Below are 18,929 nucleotides of genomic sequence, written 5' to 3'. Positions count from 1 at the left end.
GTCTTCGAATGTTCGATCTGACTGGCAAGAAGGCGCTCGTCACCGGCGCGACCGGCGGCATCGGCGGCGCGATCGCGCAGGCGCTGCACGCGCAGGGCGCCACGGTCGCGATCTCAGGGACGCGCAAGGACGTGCTGGACGAGCTTGCGGGCAAGCTCGGCGAGCGCACCCATGTGCTGCCCTGCAATCTCTCCAAGGCCGACGAGGTCGAGGCGCTGGTGCCCGCTGCGGAAGCTGCGATGGGCCAGGTCGACATTCTCGTCGCCAATGCCGGCATCACGCGCGACAATCTCTTCGTCCAGCTCCGCGACGAGGACTGGGACGAGGTCATCAACGTCAACCTGACCTCGACCTTCCGCCTGGCGCGCGCCGCCACCAAATTGATGATGCGCAAGCGCTTCGGCCGCATCATCGCCATCACTTCGGTGGTCGGCGTCACCGGCAATCCCGGGCAGGGCAACTACACCGCGTCGAAGGCCGGTCTGATCGGCATGATCAAGACGCTCGGTGCCGAATACGCCAAGCGCGGCGTGACCGCCAACTGCATCGCGCCCGGCTTCATCAAGACGCCAATGACCGATGCGCTAAACGACAAGCAGCGCGAAACGATTCTGTCCAAGGTTCCGGCCGCCCGCCTGGGCACGCCGGAGGACATCGCGGCAGCCGCCGTTTACCTCAGTTCGAACGAAGCAGCCTACGTCACGGGGCAAACCATTCACGTCAACGGCGGCATGGCCATGTTCTGACGTTCGTTCCGCGGGCCGCCCGCGAGGGCGGTGCGGGATGCGGCAAACGGCCGTTTCCGGAGCGAAATGAGGCGTGTAGTCAAGGCAGTTGAAGTATGATAACCGGACCTTCAACGGATGGGCAAAGAACGCCATTGCAGGTTTTTGAAACCCTGTATATTGGCGATGCGGAGCCTTGGCCGTCGTTCGCCGGGCCTCTATCAGTTAAGGTGGGGCCAGATCAAAGTTCGTAAGCGAAGGCAGTCAACGACCACGACGGCTCGTATCGTCCCGGGGGGTCGGGTCTACAGGGAACAACACGAGGTTATGCAATGAGTGAGATTGGCGAGCGGGTTAAGAAGATCGTGGTCGAACACCTTGGTGTTGAACCCGAGAAGGTTGTCGACGCAGCGAGCTTCATCGACGACCTTGGCGCCGACAGTCTGGACACCGTCGAGCTGGTGATGGCGTTCGAAGAAGAATTCGGTTGCGAGATTCCGGACGACGCCGCGGAGACTATTCTCACCGTCGGCGACGCCACGAAGTTTCTCGAGAAGAACGCGAAGAGCTAAGGCTCTTTAATTTTCGCGGGGACAACATTGAAACCGGACGGGCCGCTGACTAGCGGTCAGCCGGTTTCTTGTTATTGGCCGTGAATCTTTCGATGCGGAGTTTGCTGATATGAGGCGGGTTGTCGTCACTGGTCTCGGCATGGTGTCGCCGCTCGGCTGCGGCGTCGAACCGACCTGGAAACGCATCCTCAACGGCGAGAGCGGTGCGCGCCCGATCGAGAGCTTCGACGTCTCCGATCTTCAGACCAAATACGCCTGCAGCGTCGTGCGCGGCGACGGCAGCAACGGTAGCTTCAATCCCGATATCTGGATGGAGCCGAAGGACCAGCGCAAGGTCGACGACTTCATCATTTTCGGCATGGCGGCCGCGGGCCAGGCGCTCGACGATGCCAATTGGCATCCCGAGTCCGAAGAGGACAAATGCGCGACCGGAACCATGATCGGGTCCGGCATCGGCGGGCTCAGCGGCATCGCCGAGACCGCGATCCTCCTGAAGGAACGCGGTCCGCGCCGGGTATCGCCGTTCTTCATTCCGGGCCGCCTGATCAATCTTGCCTCCGGCTACGTCTCGATCAAGCATGGGCTCAAGGGTCCGAACCATTCGGTGGTCACTGCCTGTTCGACCGGCGCGCATGCGGTCGGCGACGCCGCCCGTCTGATTGCGCTGGGCGATGCCGACGTCATGGTCGCCGGCGGCGCGGAATCGCCGATCAGCCGCATCGGCATCGCCGGCTTCAATGCCGCGCGCGCGCTCTCGACCGGCTTCAACGACACGCCCGAGAAGGCCTCGCGTCCCTACGACAAGGACCGCGACGGCTTCGTGATGGGCGAGGGCGCCGGCGTCCTCGTCCTGGAGGAGCTCGAGCACGCCCAGCGCCGCGGCGCCAGGATCTATGCCGAAGTGATCGGCTACGGTCTTTCGGGTGATGCCTATCACATCACCTCGCCGTCGCCCGACGGTGATGGCGGGTTCCGCAGCATGGCGGCCGCGCTCAAGCGCGCCGGCCTCACGGCATCCGATCTCGACTACATCAATGCGCACGGCACCTCGACGCCGCTCGGCGACGAGATCGAGCTCGGCGCTGTCGAGCGCCTGCTCGGCAACGCCGCCTCCAAGGTCGCGATGTCTTCGACCAAGTCGTCGACCGGTCATCTGCTTGGTGCGGCCGGCGCGATCGAGGCGATCTTCGCCATTCTCGCGATTCGCGATAATGTCGTGCCGCCGACCATCAATCTGGACAATCCGTCGGTCGAGACCTCGATCGATCTCGTGCCTCACACGGCGAAGAAGCGCGAGGTCAACGTCGCGTTGTCGAATTCCTTCGGTTTTGGCGGTACCAACGCGTCGGTGATCTTCCGGCGGCTGGTTCACTAGTTTGCGTTTGAAACGAATCCACCGTTTTGCCGTATTCGGCGATAGTCATACCCCGTGGGCGCGTGCATTGGCTGGACAAACGATTGTCAGGCCGCGATTGAACCGGCAGGATTCAGGTTGCATCGATGAGTGAAAGGCCGCCCATTTCGCCCCGGAGTCCGCGGGCAGCGCTCGAGCCCGAGCAGGTCCCGCCGCCGCCGAAGCGGTCGGACCGCGCCCGCAATCCCTTCGTGATCGTCGGCAACGCCATCATCACCCTGCTGCTGATCGCCATGATCGGCGCGGGCGGCGTGTATTATTACGGCCGGCAGGTGCTCGAGGCGCCGGGACCGCTGAAGGACGACAAGATCGTCAACATCCCGCAGCGCGCGGGCAAGCGCGACATCGCCGAGACCCTGAACCGGGAAGGCGTGACCGACGTCAATCCGTGGGTGTTCATCGCCAGCGTCGCGGCGCTGAAGGCGAGCTCGGACCTGAAGCCCGGCGAGTATTCATTCCAGAAGAACGCCTCCTTGCGCGACGTCATCGCCACCATCGTCGAGGGCAAGGTGGTGCAGCATGCCGTGACCGTCCCGGAGGGCCTGACTTCCGAGCAGATCGTGGCGCGGCTCTCCGACAACGATATCTTCACCGGCAGCGTCCGTGAGCTGCCGCGGGAAGGCACGCTGCTGCCGGAGACTTACAAGTTCCCGCGCGGGACCCCGCGCGAGCAGGTGATCCAGCGCATGCAGCAGGCGCACAAGCGCGTGCTGGCCGAGATCTGGGAGCGTCGCAATCAGGACATTCCGGTCAAGACTCCGGAGCAGCTGGTGACGCTGGCCTCGATCGTCGAGAAAGAAACCGGCAAGCCCGACGAACGCAGCCGTGTTGCCGCGGTGTTCGTCAACCGCCTGAAGCAGAAGATCAAGCTGCAGTCCGATCCGACGATCATCTACGGCATCGTCGGCGGCAAGGGCACGCTGGGACGCCCGATCAAGCGCAGCGAGATCACGCAGCCCTCGCCCTACAACACCTATGTGATCGAGGGCCTGCCGCCGGGCCCGATCGCCAACCCCGGCCGCGCCTCGCTGGAAGCCGCCGCCAATCCGGCCCGCACCCGCGACCTCTTCTTCGTCGCCGACGGCAGCGGCGGACACGCCTTCACCGAGACCTACGACGCGCATCAGAAGAACGTCGCCAAGCTGCGCGCGATGGAGAAGCAGATCCAGAACGACACGGTCGAGCCGGCCGAGGACGCTCAGCCGCCGGCCGCCGCAGCGCCCGGCGCAGCCGACACGCCGACCGCGGCCATGCCGGCCCGGCCCAGCCAGCAGAAGAAGCCGCCGGCGGCGCGCCCCGCCAATCCCGCGCCGGCCCGCCAGGGCGCGGTGCAGCCGTTGCCGCCGGTGGTCCAGCGCTAGGTTCGCGCAGACCTGCCTGCCGGACTTTGCGGATTACACTTTCCCGCAAAATAGTCTTAAGATTCGCGTGGCCTGATGGCCTCGCGAATCCTGTGTTCCTGGAGAATTTGATCTGATGGCGCTGTCGTCCATGACCGGCTTTGCCCGAAGCCACGGCGCGAGCGGGCCGTACACGTTCGAATGGGAATTGAAGTCGGTCAACGCCAAGGGCTTCGACCTCAGGGTACGTCTGCCGCAGGGGTTCGACGAGCTCGAGGCCTACGCCAAGAAGCGCGCCGGCGAGATTTTGTCGCGCGGCACCGTCTACGCCAATCTCACCGTCAAGCGCACCAACGCCGCTGCCTCCGTCCGCGTCAATGAAGACGTGCTCAACGCCGTCCTGAAGGCCGCCGCAATGATCGCCGGCAAGGTCGATGCCGTCGCGCCGAGTGTCGACGGCCTGCTCGCCATCAAGGGCGTGGTCGAGGTCGCCGACCCCGAGGGCGACGAGGAGGAAGACAAGGCCGCGCGCACGGCCGCGGCCGAAGCCTTCGACAAGGCGCTCGCCGAACTCGTCGAGATGCGCAAGCGCGAGGGCACCTCGCTCGGGCAGATCCTGATCCAGCGGGTGGACGAGGTCGAGCAGCTGGCCAGGAAGGCGGAAGGCGCGCCCGGCCGCAAGCCCGAGGCGATCAAGGCCAGGCTCGCCGAGCAGATCGCAACGCTGCTCGACACCTCTGACCGCTTCGATTCCGACCGCCTGATGCAGGAGGCGATCCTGATCGCGACCCGCGCCGACATCCGCGAGGAGCTCGACCGCATCGCCTCGCACATTGCGCAGGCGCGCGAGCTGATTGGCAAGGGCGGCCCGGTTGGCCGCAGGCTCGATTTCCTGGCGCAGGAGTTTCACCGCGAGGTCAACACCTGCTGCTCGAAGTCGAACGACATCGAGCTGACCAATACGGGGCTCGCCATGAAGAACGTGGTCGAGCAGTTTCGCGAACAGGTCCAGAATCTGGAGTGATCGATGACGACGGGCGGTCACGGAACTGACGGGGTCGAGCGGCGCGGATTGATGTTCGTGCTGTCCTCGCCGTCGGGGGCGGGCAAAACGACTCTATCGCGGATGCTGCTCAAGCGGGAGCCCGGCCTGAAGATGTCAGTGTCGGCGACGACGCGCGCCAAGCGCCCCGGTGAGGTCGACGGCCGCGACTATCTGTTCGTCGACAAGCCTCGCTTCGAAGCGATGGTGAAGGGTGACGAGCTCTTGGAGTGGGCCACCGTGTTTGATAATCTCTACGGGACGCCCCGTGCCCCGGTGGAGGCGGCACTGTCGGCCGGGCAGGACGTGCTGTTCGACATCGACTGGCAGGGTACGCAGCAACTGCACCAGAAGGCGAGCGTCGATGTGGTTCGCGTCTTCATCCTGCCGCCGTCGGCGGCCGATCTCGAAAAGCGGCTGCACTCGCGCGCGCAGGATTCCGACGAGGTGATCCGCAATCGCATGAGCCGCGCCAGCCACGAGATGAGCCACTGGGCGGAGTACGACTACATCGTGATCAACCACGACGTCGACGAGGCCTTTGCCGAGGTGCAGTCGATCCTGAAGGCCGAACGCCTCAAGCGCGAGCGGCGGACTGGCCTCGTGGGCTTCGTGCGCGGTCTTCAAGGCCAGCTTCAAGGCTAGGCTGCGCCAGCCGCGGCCCTTCCTGCGCCAGCCGTTCCAGCATCGCCGTGATGATGTCGATGTCGACGGCCTCATCGCGCGCATCGTCGTCGCGATCGGCTGGCTCCTCGTCGTGAACGTCGTTGACGGCGAGCTGAGGCGCCGGGGTCTCGATCTCGAATTCCCCTTCGAATATCGCGATCTCGGCCTCGTCAGGTTCTGCGGCTTCGGCCCGAGCAGGCTGGGCCTGGCTTGCGACCCTGGCGATCGCGTCGCCGAATGCGGCGAGCTGCTTGGCCTGAGGACGCGCGGCATCGAAGTCCACCGGACGCGGCCGCTCTGCGCGCGGCGCCGCGGCAGGTGCTGCCTCGAGCCAGGGCGCGCGGCCGTCGTCGTGATCCTGCGGCTCGCGCTGGTCCCAGTTCACGCGGCGGTCGCCCGTCTGGACGCGGACGCGTCCGCCGGCGAAGCGATAGATGACGCTGGCCAGCAGGCCGGCCAGGGCCAGCGCGCCGACGATGACGAGCATCAGTGTCTGCAGCGAGCCGGCCGGCTTGTCGGCGGGGATTTCGGCGGCAGCGAGCGTCACCGGGGCCTTTGCCGGCTTCGCGCTTGGCTGCGCGGCGGTCGATGCAGGTGTGGTCACCGGCTGTTGCGCGGGAGCGGCGGTGGTGGCGTCCGGCCAGCGTGCGGCGACGGCGGGCTGTTGCGCGCTGCTGTCCGCCTGCGGAGTTGCCGGCGGGGCGCTCGCTGCGGCCGGCGCGCTTGCTTGCGGCGCGATGTATTCGGCGCGCGCATTCTGCACCGATTTCGGCGCGGCCGACTCCGGGGTTGGCGTGTCGACCGTCGCCTGCGCGCTCTGCGTGACCTTGCCGCCTTCGGCGCGCAGGTACCAGCACTGCCGCTTGGTCGCGCGATCGAGGCGATAGAACCAATGCTGGCCCTGCGGCGCGGTGCCCTTCGGCGAGGCGAGGCAGTCGCCAGCGGCGGTTGCCGTGCTTGTAGCTGCAGTGGCTGCTGCCGGCGGCGCATTCTGCGATACGGCGGCCAGGGGCGCGCCGGCAATGATGCTGCCAACCAGCGCAGATATGAATTTCGCGGTGCGGTTGCCCATCCTGGTCTCCCGATTACGCATGACGCAACTCGTTACCTTCCCTTTCTCGTCAAAGACTTGGGTGGCAATGAGCCGCAAATCCGGAGAGGATGTGGCTTGAATTGGGCCTGCGACGCGTTCGTTCCACCGCGAATTTAGGCAATATCGAGCGCGTTATTGCTTGGCCGAGCCCTTGGTTCCCGTGGGGCCGTCGGCGCGGCGGAAAGCTAAAATCCCGCCGCAAAACGCGACCCCGTCCTGAGGGCCCGCCGCAGGAGGCGTCTCGAAAGACGGGCGTCGGTTAGGTGATGGGTTTTGCAAGGGCTCTACCCATCCTTACGGACCTGCGGAATGCGGCCTACTTCCATACCCGCGCAAGCATCAGCGCCAGCAGCCCCAATACGGCGCTGATGAGCGCGACCATCGCATAGGATTGTGCGAACACACCAGTCTGAACGAAAACCTGGCAGGCGATGGCGACGCAGATCGCGGCCAGCAGCAGGCAGGCGCAGCCGACGATAATCGCGAGATAGCGTATCGCGGTTGCGATCGGCCTTGCAGGTGAGGTGGAATCGGTCATGCAGGGTTACAACGGCGCGGCCGACGGCGGGTTCCTTCGTCGTCGTGGCTGCGCCAAGTCATTCGCCAAGTCATTCGCCAAGTCATTCGCCAAGTCATTTGCCAAGTCATTTGCCAAGTCATTCAATCGCGCGCGCAGCAATCGACCAGCGCGCGCCAGATGCGCTGGACTTCGACCGTTCGCTCGAACTCGAGGACATGGTTTGCGCTCGATGGCGGCGATGTTGCGTCCGGGCGCATCTGTCGAGGTGCGATCCAACGCTCCGATATCGGATCGTACCATTTGCCTGGACTAATCAAGTGAGTGGCTCCTTCTTGACGAGAAGCAAACGCGCGTGAGGCGCGCGACGTTCCATCCGCGGGGCCTGAAGTGATCGGTTGCGCGTCGCTACCGGATGCTAGCGCTTCGACGCGTTTCGATCGTCGGGTGGCGATCCCTCGGTCGCCGTTCGTTCGTCCCCGGCGCGAGAGTCTCGGAGGACCGGATCGAGGGATCGTTCGCCCGCTTCGGTGTCGGAGCGCTTCGCCCTGCGGCATCTTCCGAGCAGCCTCTTGATGTCATCGGCCGCCTGGAGCAGCGGCGGTGTCAGCGAGAACAGCGCGCCCATCGCGATGGCGATGATGGTGTGACGCAGCGAGATCTTCTCGTCTTCGTCGAAGGGGTAGGCGTTGTGCTCGACGGCGGCCGGTGCAAGACCTGCCGACGATCGTGGACGATCCGGCCTCCGCGGCTTTCGCGGCGGCATCATGATCACGACGAAAAGCACGTTGATCAGCAGCCAGATGCCGATGATGATGAGAAATGTCCGCATTCCAAAACCAGAAAAGTATAAATGTGCTGCCGGCTCAAACCAGTATTGAACGGCGGTTCGCTCGTTAATGCAAGTTGTGCTTTGGCTGCCGGCAAGCGATGCGCGAGATTCGGAGCGCAATGACTATCGGAATTTGGCGGATTGGGGCGCTGTTCGACCACATAACCCGCCCTGCGGAACTGAACCGATCGGCGCCCTTTGTCCGGCCCGTCTCTGGGACTGGCCTCTCACCGAAACCGCCGCGTCACCATCGCCAGCACGAACACCGGCTCGGTGCCGTCAAACACGCTGAGCGTCCAGCTGTCGCCGGGGCGTAGCGCATGCTCGACGTCGCGAGAGAGGCGGACCGCTTCGCGCCAGGCGGCCTCGTCGTCGAGGAGTGATTCGCCTGTCGTGTCGGTGTGGGGCTGCTGGCCCTCGAAGTGAAAATAATACCGCGGCATGTCCGGGCAATGCGGGGTACGCGATTATGTTCCGACGGTGCGGCTGGTCCTACCCCGCCGAGGCCGCTCGTCCCAGCACTTCGCGAAAATGCCTCTTCACCGTGCCGTTGCAGGCGCAGGCGCTCGACTCGAGCGCGGCGGCATCGAGGATCAGGATGGCGCCGCGGCGGGTGGCGAGGATGCGCCTGGCCTTGAACGTCTGGATGACGCGGCTGGCATAGCTGCGCGAGACGCCGAGCATGCCGGCGAGCTGCTCGTGGGTGAGGGGGATCTCGTCGCCGCCGATATGCTCCCGGGCTGCGATGATCCATTTGGCGGCGCGCTGCTCGATCGAATGCGCGGCGTTGCAGGCCGCGGTCTGCAGCAGCTGCGCAAACTGGCAGGCGGCGTAGCGTACGAACAACTCCTGCAGGCCGGTCGATCGCTGCTGCGCCTGTTCGAGCGCGCGCAGCGGCAGGCGCGCCAGCGTCCCGCCGACCTTCACGACGATGCGGGAATAGGCCAGCGACGGTCCGCGGCCCGCGGAGATCCCGATCGCGCCTTCACGGCCCACCAGCAGGCTTTCGACTTCGCGATCGTCCTCGACCGGCACCGCGAACGACACGAAGGTCGGGCCGCAGGGGAAATGGACGGCGGCGACGTCGTCGCCGGCGTGATGCAGGATGTGGCTCGCGGCGAGCTCGACCGATTGCAGGTGCGGGGCGAGCAACTCGAAATCCTGGACGCCGAGCTTGCGAAGCAGATCGTTCTGGGGCCGGCCGGTCACGCTTCTCGTCACTTGGTTCTTGATCTTGGCTGGTGCTCGGCCGGGAATCGGCAGCTCGGAAAACCCTACGTTTCCGCAGCGGAACTGACGGTTCCAAAGTGCACACAAGGCTTTGCGGGAAATCGAAAAGTTCTCGGAGCAAGCCGCGCCCGATCGGTCGGACGTTGCTCATGGGGCACGCTGCGAACTTTGTTCTGGTCCGGAGAACTACGGAATTCGAGATCCGCTGGCCGCTCTGTTCAGGAGTGAACACAGAGCGCGCACGGATGGGCGCGTCGCGTTGCGCGCCGCAAGGCGTTGTCCGGGCCGGATCATCCCAGGTGAATCCGGTGCGTGGCCGAGATGTGGCCTTGCGCCATTTGCTGGCGATAGGCGTCGATCGCCCTGTTGGCGAGCATCAACTGCCGGCGTTCGCCGGTCCGCAGCTGGGCTTCGATGGCATCGAGAAGCATGTTCGCCGTCGCATCCGGAGGACCGAGCTCGCCGCTCTTCTCCAGACAGCTCCAGGCGATGAAGAATGCGCTTTCGACGGTGCAACGGATGGACATGGGCTGCCAACGCAGCGCGGCCGAAGCCGTTCCGTGCGCGGCGGCGGGACATTCATCCCGCCACCGGGGAATAACTCAGTTCTTCAGCACGATGCGGCCGACCACCTTGCCGGCGCGCAGCTCGTCGATCCATTTCTGGACGTCGCCCATCGGCTCCTCGCGCATCGGGGTCGGCTTGATCTTGCCGGCGCGGGCCAGCGCCATCAGTTCCTGCGCCTCCGCGAGCGTGCCCACCATGAAGCCTTCGATGGTCATGCGCTTGTAGACCCATTGCACCATCGGCAGCGTGAACTGCCCGCCCATCAGGCCGGAGACCACGATCTTGCCGCCGCGCGCGGCCACGGCGACCGCGAACGCCATCGACTTCTCATTGCCGGCGAAGTCGACGATCTCGTCGAAGCCGCCTTCGGTCTCCTTGAGGATGCGCTTGATCACGTCGGGCTCGGACGGATCATAGGCGTTGGCTGCGCCGTTCTTCAGCGCGGTGTCGCGCGCGGCCGGCGAGAGGTCGGCGACCGTGATCGGCTGCTTGAACATGGCTTGCGCGAACGACAGGCCCATCATGCCGACGCCGCCAAGACCGATCAGCAGCAAATTGCGCTGGCGCGGACGGTCGACCAGGCGCTTGAGCGCGCCATAGGCGGTCACGCCCGAGCACATCAGGGTCGCGGCCTGGTTGACGGGCAGGGGATCGTAGTCGAGCAGGTATTTCGCGTCGGGCACCAGCACGTGGGTGGCGAAGCCGCCGTCGATGGAGACGCCGAGGAAGCGCTGCTTCACACAGAGATTCTCGTCGCCATTGGCGCAGTCGCGGCACTGGCCGCAGCCGATCCAGGGGAACACCGCCTTCCTGGCTCCGACGAGGCCAGCCGGCACGTCGGATCCGACTTCGTCGACGACGCCGGCGATCTCGTGGCCGAGCGTGAAGGGCAGCGTCATGCCGCGCGTGGTGTCGAGCTTCTTGCCGCCGCCGAGATCGGCATAGCCGTCCTGGATGTGCAGGTCGGAATGGCAGAGGCCGCAGCGCTCGATGCGCACCAGCACCTCGCGCCCCTGCGGCTTTGGCGTGTCCACGATGGTCTCGCACAGCGGCGCATCGAACTTGACCAGGGACTGCCGACGCATCAACGCCATATTCCTTCCTCCGAAATTCCTGTTATCGTGCCTCGCTGCGTATATCCGCCAATTCACGCGCCATGGCAACAAAGCCGGAAATGGGCACGGTCTCGGCGCGCCGCGTCGCATCGACGCCGGCGGCGGCGGCAAGACGCGCGGGATCGACGCCGAGCGATTTCAGGCTCTGGCGCAGCATCTTGCGGCGCTGGCCGAAGGCCGCGGCTGCGACCTGTTCGAGCAATCTTCGATCGCAGGGAAGCGGCTCTGCGCGCGGCACCAGACGCACGACTGAGGACGTGACCTTCGGCGGCGGCACGAAAGCGGACGGCGCAATGTCGAACAGGATCTTGGTCTCGCAGCGCCAATTGGCGAGCACGCCGAGGCGGCCATAGGCCTCCTCGTCCTCGCGCGCGACGATGCGCTCGCCGACCTCGCGCTGAAACATCAGGACCATCACGTCGTACCAGGGCGGCCAGGGCTCGGTGGTGAGCCAGCCGATCAGGAGCTGGGTCGCGATGTTGTAGGGCAGGTTCGCGACGATCTTCGCGCGTTCGCCGGCGAGCAGCGGACGGGGATCGAAGGTCATGGCATCGCCCTGCACGATCTCGAGCCTGTTGGGGTAGCGCGCGGAAATATCCTGCAGGGCAGGGATCGCGCGCTCGTCATGCTCGATGGCGATGACGCGCCTGGCGCCGAGCGCGAGCAGCGCGCGGGTCAGCCCTCCCGGGCCCGGGCCGATCTCGACGATGGTGGCGTCCTCGAGCGGCGCTGCCGCGCGCGCGATGCGCGCGGTGAGGTTGAGGTCGAGCAGGAAATTCTGGCCTAGCGATTTGCGGGCCGACAGCGCGTGCTGGCGAATGACCTCGCGAAGCGGCGGGAGGTCGTCGATCGCGCTCATTCGCTTGTCGCGGCCGCCATGCGGCTTGCAAGCCTCAGCGCCGCGATCAGGCTGGCCGGATTGGCTTTGCCGGTGCCGGCGATGTCGAAGGCGGTGCCGTGATCGGGCGAGGTGCGGATGAAGGGCAGGCCGAGCGTGACGTTGACGGCGTCGTCGAAGGCGACCGTCTTGATCGGGATCAGCGCCTGGTCGTGATACATGCAGACCGCGCAGTCATAGAGGTTGCGCGCGGCTTCGTGGAACATGGTGTCGGCGGGCAATGGCCCTCTGGCGTCGATGCCGTCGTTGCGCAGCGTCCTGAGCGCCGGCGCGATGACGGTCTGCTCCTCGTGGCCGAGCGAGCCGTCCTCGCCGGCGTGCGGGTTGAGGCCGGAGATCGCGATGCGCGGCGTCGCGATGCCGAAGCGGGACTTGAGCTCGGCGGCAACGATGCGCACGGTCGAGACGATCAGCTCGCTGGTGAGCTGGGCCAGCGCTTCGCGCAGCGAGACGTGGATGGTCACAGGCACCACGGCGAGCCGCGGCGACCACAGCATCATCACCGGCTGCGGCACGCGGCCGTCCACGGCCGCGAGCTCGGCGAGGAATTCGGTGTGGCCGGGATGACGGAAGCCTGCGCGGTAGAGCACGCTCTTGGCGATCGGATTGGTGACGACGGCGCTGGCGCGCCCTTCGCGGACGTCGGCGACGGCCTGGCGGATCGAGGCGAGCGCGGCTGGTGCGCTTGATGCGTCGGGCGTGCCGGGCTCGGCCGTGGCTTGCGCGCCGGTGGCCACGACGGGCAAGGCATCATTGAACACGGCCGGGGCCTCGCCGGCGCTCGACGCGGCGATCCTGATATCGGCACCGAGCGCTTTGGCGCGGCGCGCGATCGCGGCCTCGTCGCCGAGCAGGTAGAAGGCGGGCAGGTTCAGTTCACGGCGCCTGAGCCAGGCTGCGATCGTGATGTCGGGGCCGATGCCGGCGGGCTCTCCCAGCGTCAGGGCGAGGGGCTTGGCAGGGTGGGTGGCCATCAGCGGTTGCGATATTCGATCATCGCCGCCTTGCGGAGCTCGTCGAGATAGGTCTTCTGGGTCTTCTCGTATTTCTGCTGGTACATCTTCTCGCGGACCTCGCGCTTCTTCGGCGTGTCGATCATGGTCGGCTTGCGCGAGCACAGCACAACCATCTCGATGCCCGCCTTGGTTACCTCGGGCGCGGTCAGATGGCCGATCGGCGTGTCGTCGAGCACCTTGCGCAGCGCCTCCGGCAGCTCCGCGGTGGTCTTGGTGACGTTGTCGCGGATGGTGGCGTTCGGCGTCGAGCGGAACAGCGAGTTGGCCTCCTCGCAGCTTCCGACGCGCGAGCGATATTGCTCGGCTTCCTTCATCCGGGTCTCCTGGAAGGCCGGAGACGAGCCGCGCGGCACGATCAGCACGATCGGCTGCATCTTGTATTCGGTGCCCTCGATCTGCAGCTTGTCGCCGGTTTCGGCCTGCACGGCCTGCGCCACGTCGCGCTCTCCGACCATCAGCTTTTCCTTGTAGCGGCCGCGCACGAGGCTGGTCCAGACCATCTCGGCCTTCATGCGGCCCTTCAACGTTTCGGGGCGGACGCCCTTGACCTCGAGCGACTTGGTGAGCTGGTCCGGCGTGATGCGCATGCGCTGCGCCATGCCCTCGTAGGACTGGTTGATGTCGGAGACGCCAGGATCGACGCCGTACTTCTTGCCTTCCTTCATCTTGATCTTGTCGTCGATCAGCTCGTTGATGACCTCCTGCCGGCTCGGGGTCTTCTGTGTCGTCAGCTGGTCGAGCTTGGAGCGCTGGTCGATGTCGAAATCGGTGATGGGATCGCCGTTGACCATGACGACGATGTTCTGCGCGCGCGACGGCGAGGGCAGGCCGGTCAGGATCACCCCGGCGCTGATGGCGAGGAGGAGGCGGAGGAAAGGAAATGGGGTCGTCATGATTGTCGCTCGGATGTCAGCCGGGATGAGCCTGCGATCAGGAACGCGCCCCCGGTACTTCAGACGATTACTGGAAGCCGGCGGAACTGCTGCTACCGCTCGAGGTTGCCAGCGTGCGCAGACCGATCTGGAACATGAACGCGTGGCTCAGCACGGGCGGCGTCGTGCCCGCAGAATAACTATACGAAGTTACATAGTTCGCCGCCAGCACGAAGCAATCGTCGACATAGCCGGCCCCGAGCACATACTGGTTGATCTTGTTGGCCTCGAGGTCCCAGCGCGCCGAGCCCGTCACCACCCAGTTGGTCGCAACCTTCAGCGAGCCTGTCGTCAGGATGCCCTCGCGGCGCGTCAGATAGCCAAGCTCCGGCTGCGGCGCGTAATTGCCGTACATCATGCTGATCGACCAGCGATTGAAGTTGGCGCGGCCTTCCGCCTCGAAGCGCTGCACGTTCCAGGTCTGCTCGTCCATGCGGGAGCGGACGCTGAACGTGTAGGTGCTGTTGGGCGAGTAGCTGGCGCTCGCCACGTAATCGGAGCGCGGCTTGTCGAGGCCGGAATCGACGCCCGTGTTGATGGAGTCCTGCACCGCATAGGAGTTCATGCCGAACAGCTGGTAGGACTGTCCGAACAGCACCTTGACGGCGCCGCCCTTGTCGAACTGCGTGGTGGCCTGCACGCCCACATTGGCGCGGCCGCCGCCCTCGACGCGGTCGTAGCCGGAGAACTTGTCGACGCTGAACAGGTTCGAGGCGTCGAACACCATGCTCTGGGCGTCCTCGTTCGGGAACTTGCCGGCATAGGTTTCGTTCGGGCGGATGATGATCTGCGCGATCGGCTCGACGGTGGTCGAGCCCCAGGGCTGAACGTTGATGAAGGGATAGCGGTATTCCAGGCCGACGGTCGGCATCAGGCGCAGCGCCTGGGTATCGCCGACGGGCAGATAGTTCGACACGCCCGGCTGGTTTGAGATCGAGGAGTTGATCGCGTCGGCGCGCAGGCTGGCGAACGGCGTCCAGATCTGGCCGAGCGGGTCGGTGAAGGATTTGCGCCACTGCGCTTCCGCCGTCAGGCGGGTGTAGGTGCCGGGGACGCCGCGCAGCAGGCACTGCGACGGCGTGCGGGCGAGCGGATCGGCCGACGCCGTCGTGCACAGGCTGTTGGTGTTGGCGAGCGTCGTGATCGGATCGAACACCGCGCTCTCGCGCGACAGGTTCACGAAATTGGTCTTGTAGCTGAACTCGCCGCCGAACACCGGATAGTTGAGCACGTTCGAATAGTCGATCACGGGATAGACGATCGGGACCTGTTGCTGGTTACCCGAGAAGCTCAGCCAGTACATCGTGCGCGCGTCGAAGAAGCTGCGATTGCCGACGCCGGTCAGATAGAGCTGCGACAGCGCGTCGGTCGGCAGGTTCAGGAACGAACCGAGCGGATCGCGGTAGGCCGACAGGCGGTAGTCCGACATGAAATAGTAGTCGGAGAGCAGGACGCCGTCCCAGCCCCAGACCCATTTGTCGTTCAGCGCGAACTGGCCCTTGGTCTCGACGCCGCCGCGGAACTGGCGGTCGCCCGGCTGGCCCGCGAACTGGCCGGGATCGAGCTGGTCGATGCCGTAGAGGCGGATCTGGTAGGCGCCGTCCATCAGGCGCTGGCGGAACTCGGCCTGGAACAGCACGCCCTGCTTGGACGTGATGCGCGGGCTGAAGGTCATGTCCATGTCGGGCGCGATAGCCCAGTAGAACGGGACTTCGACGCCGTAGCCGAACGGGGTGTAGGAGGTGAAGCCCGGCATCAGGAAGCCGGTCTTGCGCTTCACGGTCGGGTCAGGCGTCGAGAAGTAGGGCATGTAGGCGATAGGCACGCCGAAGAACTCGAGCTGCGCCGTCTCGAAATACAGCATCTTCTCCTGCTGGTCGTGGATGATACGCGCACCCTTGACCTGCCACAGCGGCGGCTTCTTCGGATCGTCCTTGCATGGCGCGCAGGCCGTGTAGACGCCGTTCTCGAACACCGTGTAGTTGCCGTTGGAGCGGTCGGAGCGGCTCGCGGCCATGCGGGTCTGGTCGGCCGTGTCCACGCGCAGCGAATCGACGAAACCGTCGCGGTAGTCGTCGCTGAGATCCAGGATCTCGGCATAGGTGATCTTGCCGTCGGCATCCGTCATGCGGATGTTGCCTTCGGCATGCAGGCGCTTGGTCTTCTGGTCGTAGACGACCCTGTCGGCCTCGACGCTGGTGCCGTTGTAGAACAGCTGGACGTTGCCGACCGCGGAGACGCGCGAATTGTTGTAGTCGTAGTCGACCTCGGTCGCCTGCACCAGCATCTGGTTGTCGTTGGCGGCTTTCGGCGGCTTCGGACGCGGCGGCAGCGGATTGTAGGTGAAGGCCTGGGCGGAGGCGGAGGACACGAGGGCTGCATCCATCAGCCCGCCGAGCGAGGCCACCGCGGCGACGGCGAGCAAGAGCCTGCGCACGGACAAGCCGCACCCGTTCGCGCGCACCAATGTGCGGCGCGTCAAACGAGACACGAGCCCTCGATGGACGGCAGTCACTAACCGTCCTCCTGATACAACAAGGCCAAAAAGCCGGTGAGGCCGCCCACCACCACGGGCAACCACGCCGCAGCGATCGGATGCATCAACTCAGCCTTGCTCAAGTCTTCAGTCACTTTCGACAAAACGTAGAGCAGAAAGCCTGCGCCCACGCCACTCAAAACCATCTTCTGTACGCCGCCCATCCTGAAGAAGCGCAACGACACGGAGGCCGCCAGCATCACCATGGCAGCAAGCAAAAACGGCTGCGCCAACAGCTTGTGATACTGGAGTCGATAGCCGGCTGTCGCGAAGCCCGAGCTTTCGGAGGAGCGGATGTAGCTCGGTAGTTGCCAAAAAGACACAGTCTCCGGTGTGGAAAAGCTGTTGCGAATCTGGGCTTCGGTCAGCGTCGTCGGAATCACCAACGTGGCCTGGTCGATGGGCGGCTGGTCCAGCGAGAAGCGGCGCACCGACTTGAACAGCCAATGGCCGGACTCGAGCGTCGCCTCGCGCGCCTCGATTCGCTCCTTGAAGTGTTGCTCCGTGTCAAAACGGAACAGCGTGAGGCCGGTGAGCCGGACGCCCTGTTGCTCGCTGCGCGCCGCATTGATGATGGTCTGGCCGTCGCTCGTCACCTGGTTCAGCCAGAAGCCCGATGCATCCTGGATGCCGCCCCCGGGCGCGGAGCCGAACAGCTCGGCTTCCATGCGCTTGGAGAGTTCGCGCAGATTCGCCGACATTGGATTGTAGGCGACGGTGGCGATCACCCCGATCAGCAGCGCGCTGCCGAGCGCCGGCGAGATGAACTGCCAGGCGGAGATGCCGGCGGCGCGCGCGACCACCAGCTCGAGCCGGCGGGAGAGCGCGAGATAGCAGGTCATGGCGCCGATCAGCATACAGAACGGCGTCAGCTTCTCGAGCAGCTGCGGCACCCGGAACAGCGAGGTCTCGGCGACCATCAGCGCGGAGGCGGACGCGAGCCCTGAGGTCTTGCGCACCATCTCGATGTAGTCGACCAGCACCAGCAGCAGGAAGATGCTCGCGAACACGCCGAGCGCCGCGACGACGAAGCGTCCGGCGAAATAGCGTCCGAGTGTGTTGGTGAGCATGCTCATGCGGTCGCCGGCCGTCTGAACAGCCGTGCGATGCGCGCGTTCGACCTGTTGATGGCCTCCATGAGGCGGGCAGGCGGCTCGACCACGACGCCGCCGATGATCATCCACAGCCCGACACCGATGGCGCCAATGACCATCGCGTATTGGAACAGCACCGGGCCTGGCGACTTCACCGCCATCACCGAACAGGCAAATCCCGCCATGCGCAGGCCGAACACGGCGATGATGGAGCCGCCGATCGAGAAGTTGCGGCTCTGGCGGGTGGTGCGCGGTGCGCCGAGGAAGGCAAAGGTCAGCACGGCAAAGGCGAAGGGATAGATCGGCGCCAGCAGGCTGTCATGCAGGGCTGATCGGAACTGCCCGGGAATCTGCTTGTAGACCGGATCGTCCTCGTACGGCGCGAACAGCTCCCACAGATAGCGCTCGCGAATGCCGAGGGTGACGTCGTGGCCCTGGCCCGAGAACTTCGACATGTCGAAGCCGTAGCGGCCGAACGCCACTAGCGCCGGATCGCGCTTGCCGGCCTCGAAGCGCTGCAGATTGCCGTCCTTCAGCACCAGGAACGATCCGGTCTCGTTCTTCACGACCTCGCCGTGCTCGGCGACGATCGAGACGCGCTCGTTGGGATCGCGGCGGTCGTCGATGAAGATACCGGCGAGGATGCCGCCCGGCTGGCGTTCGCGGATCCGGATCGTGAGGTTCTTGTCGAGCTGGGCGAAGCGGCCTGGCTGCAGGATGTTGGTGAGCACGTCGGCCGTGATCTCGGCATCCCACTGCTTGATCCGCCGCATGCCGTCGGGAGCAAGATAGGCCGCGATGAAGGCCACCAGCAGGGCGACCACGCAGGTGGCATAGAAGAACGGATAGAACAGCCGGAACGGCGAGAAGCCGGCGGCATTCATCACGATGATCTCGGAGTCGGTCGCCAGCTTGTTCAGCGTATGCGAGATCGCGATCATCAGCGCGATCGGCGAGATGATCAGGACCAGCGCAGGCACGACGAGGCTGGTGATGCCGAGGAAGGTGAGGATGGTCTGACCCTGGCTGGTCATCAGGTCGATGCCGCGCAACGCCTGCGTAATCCAGATCACGCCGGTGAGGCTGACCAGGACCAGCGCAAACGACGCCAGCGTCGTGCGGAAGATGTACTTATCGATCGACCCCATGCGCTACCGCACGAATCCCCACCAAAGCCCCAACATTCGTCCCGGGAATGTCCGGCTGTCCGACCCATCCCGGAAGGGATCCCCAGGGTCGCGCAGCCATCTCGTCCACCGGCTTACTCTCTCACTACCATCCCTTTGATCCGTCAACAAAATGGCTGCCCCGTGGCGCCCTCATTATATGGTTAATATTTC

General features: G+C 65.2%; 19 protein-coding genes. 6 read left to right on the top strand and 13 right to left on the bottom strand.

From position 1 onward, the window contains the following. Positions 1–8 precede the first annotated feature (8 nt). From fabG to gmk, 6 genes are all read left to right on the top strand, one after another. Entirely contained in the window at positions 9–746 is a 738-nt protein-coding gene (fabG, locus tag F8237_RS01190) for a 3-oxoacyl-[acyl-carrier-protein] reductase (RefSeq protein ID WP_151642018.1), read from the top strand. 311 nt (positions 747–1,057) lie between these two features. Next, entirely contained in the window at positions 1,058–1,297 is a 240-nt protein-coding gene (locus tag F8237_RS01185) for an acyl carrier protein (protein ID WP_006020277.1), read from the top strand. Between the two features lie 109 nt (positions 1,298–1,406). Continuing rightward, the gene (fabF, locus tag F8237_RS01180) at positions 1,407–2,672 is read left to right on the top strand and encodes a beta-ketoacyl-ACP synthase II (protein WP_151642017.1); all 1,266 of its coding nucleotides are present in this window, start codon (positions 1,407–1,409) and stop codon (positions 2,670–2,672) included. 125 nt (positions 2,673–2,797) lie between these two features. Then, the gene (mltG, locus tag F8237_RS01175) at positions 2,798–4,072 is read left to right on the top strand and encodes an endolytic transglycosylase MltG (protein ID WP_151642016.1); all 1,275 of its coding nucleotides are present in this window, start codon (positions 2,798–2,800) and stop codon (positions 4,070–4,072) included. Between the two features lie 115 nt (positions 4,073–4,187). Beyond that, a complete protein-coding gene (locus F8237_RS01170; RefSeq protein WP_151642015.1) occupies positions 4,188–5,075 on the top strand; it encodes a YicC/YloC family endoribonuclease in 888 nt (295 codons plus the stop codon). Between the two features lie 3 nt (positions 5,076–5,078). After that, a complete protein-coding gene (gene gmk / locus F8237_RS01165; protein ID WP_151642014.1) occupies positions 5,079–5,738 on the top strand; it encodes a guanylate kinase in 660 nt (219 codons plus the stop codon). Here the strand turns inward: gmk and F8237_RS01160 are convergent. The 13 genes from F8237_RS01160 to lptF form a co-directional block, all read right to left on the bottom strand. After that, positions 5,671–6,831 carry a hypothetical protein gene (locus F8237_RS01160; protein ID WP_151642013.1) on the bottom strand — a complete coding sequence of 387 codons (1,161 nt, stop codon included), beginning with the start codon at positions 6,829–6,831 and terminating at the stop codon, positions 5,671–5,673. The genes gmk and F8237_RS01160 overlap by 68 nt on opposite strands. Before the next feature lie 337 nt (positions 6,832–7,168). After that, entirely contained in the window at positions 7,169–7,390 is a 222-nt protein-coding gene (locus F8237_RS01155) for a hypothetical protein (protein WP_151642012.1), read from the bottom strand. 397 nt (positions 7,391–7,787) lie between these two features. Continuing rightward, entirely contained in the window at positions 7,788–8,201 is a 414-nt protein-coding gene (locus tag F8237_RS01150) for a phosphonate metabolism protein PhnM (protein ID WP_151642011.1), read from the bottom strand. A 227-nt stretch (positions 8,202–8,428) separates the two neighbouring features. After that, positions 8,429–8,644 carry a DUF6894 family protein gene (locus F8237_RS01145; RefSeq protein WP_151642010.1) on the bottom strand — a complete coding sequence of 72 codons (216 nt, stop codon included), beginning with the start codon at positions 8,642–8,644 and terminating at the stop codon, positions 8,429–8,431. A 49-nt stretch (positions 8,645–8,693) separates the two neighbouring features. Next, the gene (locus F8237_RS01140) at positions 8,694–9,410 is read right to left on the bottom strand and encodes a Crp/Fnr family transcriptional regulator (RefSeq protein WP_151642009.1); all 717 of its coding nucleotides are present in this window, start codon (positions 9,408–9,410) and stop codon (positions 8,694–8,696) included. A 311-nt stretch (positions 9,411–9,721) separates the two neighbouring features. Beyond that, the gene (locus F8237_RS01135; protein ID WP_151642008.1) at positions 9,722–9,958 is read right to left on the bottom strand and encodes a hypothetical protein; all 237 of its coding nucleotides are present in this window, start codon (positions 9,956–9,958) and stop codon (positions 9,722–9,724) included. 75 nt (positions 9,959–10,033) lie between these two features. Further along, complete coding sequence (locus F8237_RS01130; RefSeq protein WP_151642007.1) at positions 10,034–11,092, bottom strand: alcohol dehydrogenase; 1,059 nt, start codon at positions 11,090–11,092, stop codon at positions 10,034–10,036. Between the two features lie 22 nt (positions 11,093–11,114). Then, positions 11,115–11,972, bottom strand: a complete 858-nt coding sequence (gene rsmA, locus F8237_RS01125) for a 16S rRNA (adenine(1518)-N(6)/adenine(1519)-N(6))-dimethyltransferase RsmA (protein WP_151642006.1) — start codon at positions 11,970–11,972, stop codon at positions 11,115–11,117. Continuing rightward, positions 11,969–12,985, bottom strand: coding sequence for a 4-hydroxythreonine-4-phosphate dehydrogenase PdxA (gene pdxA, locus F8237_RS01120; protein WP_151642005.1), 1,017 nt, complete (start codon positions 12,983–12,985; stop codon positions 11,969–11,971). Before pdxA ends, rsmA begins: the two co-directional genes overlap by 4 nt. Next, positions 12,985–13,920 (bottom strand): SurA N-terminal domain-containing protein, encoded by a 936-nt coding sequence (locus tag F8237_RS01115; RefSeq protein WP_162005830.1) that lies wholly within the window; start codon positions 13,918–13,920, stop codon positions 12,985–12,987. Before F8237_RS01115 ends, pdxA begins: the two co-directional genes overlap by 1 nt. Positions 13,921–13,987: 67 nt before the next feature. Beyond that, positions 13,988–16,474 (bottom strand): LPS-assembly protein LptD, encoded by a 2,487-nt coding sequence (locus F8237_RS01110; protein WP_162005829.1) that lies wholly within the window; start codon positions 16,472–16,474, stop codon positions 13,988–13,990. Next, the gene (gene lptG / locus F8237_RS01105; protein WP_151650422.1) at positions 16,474–17,571 is read right to left on the bottom strand and encodes an LPS export ABC transporter permease LptG; all 1,098 of its coding nucleotides are present in this window, start codon (positions 17,569–17,571) and stop codon (positions 16,474–16,476) included. The genes F8237_RS01110 and lptG overlap by 1 nt, the downstream gene beginning before the upstream one ends. After that, on the bottom strand, positions 17,568–18,737 hold the full coding sequence (gene lptF / locus F8237_RS01100) for an LPS export ABC transporter permease LptF (protein ID WP_151642002.1): 1,170 nt from the start codon (positions 18,735–18,737) through the stop codon (positions 17,568–17,570). The genes lptG and lptF overlap by 4 nt, the downstream gene beginning before the upstream one ends. Positions 18,738–18,929: the final 192 nt, after the last annotated feature.

Origin of the sequence: Bradyrhizobium betae (genome assembly GCF_008932115.1) — a bacterium.
In the GTDB taxonomy this organism is placed as follows: domain Bacteria; phylum Pseudomonadota; class Alphaproteobacteria; order Rhizobiales; family Xanthobacteraceae; genus Bradyrhizobium; species Bradyrhizobium betae.
The sequence above is the reverse complement of the archived record's forward strand: the minus strand, read 5'-3'. Positions and strand labels throughout refer to the sequence as shown.